This window comes from Agrococcus pavilionensis RW1 (assembly GCF_000400485.1).
GTDB classification, from domain to species: Bacteria; Actinomycetota; Actinomycetes; order Actinomycetales; family Microbacteriaceae; genus Agrococcus; species Agrococcus pavilionensis.
The window spans coordinates 1-1,056 of the sequence record NZ_ASHR01000027.1 but is presented as its reverse complement, the minus strand read 5'-3'; the positions used below and the strand labels follow the sequence as shown (position 1 = coordinate 1,056).

At 74.3% G+C, this 1,056-nt stretch carries 1 protein-coding gene and 1 pseudogene; both read left to right on the top strand.

Features of this window, described 5'->3' with window-relative positions:
• Positions 1 to 181 (top strand): annotated as a pseudogene (locus L332_RS30350) (hypothetical protein); the annotation flags it as partial.
• An 85-nt stretch (positions 182 to 266) separates the two neighbouring features.
• A partial coding sequence (locus L332_RS0115370) for a hypothetical protein (RefSeq protein WP_200860968.1) occupies positions 267 to 1,056 on the top strand: 790 nt, incomplete at its 3' end.

Below are 1,056 nucleotides of genomic sequence, written 5' to 3'. Positions count from 1 at the left end.
CGAGCCGTCGGCCGTCGTGGCCGGCGGAGCGAGCGGCGCTGCCGCCGCCGGCGCCAGCCAGCCGCTCGCCGTCACCGACAGCCACCGCCTGCCGCAGCTCGCCCAGGGCGAGCTCCGCGCGGCCGCGGATGACCGCATCCCCGATGCCCCGGTGGAGGAGCACACCGCAAGCCCTGATTGAGCGATCCGAGGCCGCGCCCTGCGCGCGGCACGCAGCCGTCCCGGAGCGGGCCGGCGGATCTCTCGATCAGAAGGGCAAGATGACTATGCGCAAGCTCGCATGGCGAGCGCTGGCAACCACAGCGCTCGCGGGCGGCCTCTGGGCCGCAGGCACTGGCATCGCCAGTGCGGTGGATGCCGACGCGACGATCAGCGTCGGCTCGCAAGACCTCGTGGTGGCGACGGCATCCGTGCCGATCGACCTCGCCGGGATCGAGGTCGACGCCATCGCGGACGTCGACCTGCTGGGCGACGACGGGCTCGTGTCGGCCGACGCCGACGTGACCGCCGTCGTCGGCGGACTCCTCGACACGACCGCCGTCGTCGGCGGACTCCTCGACACGACCGCCGACGCGGTCGTCGATGTCGGCGGCGTGACGGCAGGACTGGCTGACGGACTGCTGGGCGGTGCCGAGGCGGTCGTCGACGCGGACGCGGTCGTCGACCTCGGCGACACCGCTCCCGAGGTGGTGGCGGATGCAGACGCGATCGTCGACCTCGGCGATGGCACGCAGGGCGGCGCCGCGGCAGTGGCGGATGCGGATGTGGACGCGGTCGTCGACCTCGGCGGCATCGTCGGCGACGTGCTCGGCGATGCGGTGCCCGAGGGCGCCGATGTCGTCGTCGACGCGGATGTCGTCGCGGACGTCGGTGAGCTCGTCGGCGTCGATGCGGATGCGTGCGTCGTCGTCTCGCGCGACGGGACGTCGCCGACGTGCGACGCGCCGGCTCCCTCGCCGGCGCCGAGCGTCGGCGAGGAGGCCGATCGGCCGCACCAGCCGACGCTGATCGACGCGGATGCGTGCGTCGACGTGGCGGTGCTGGGCGCGAAGCCGG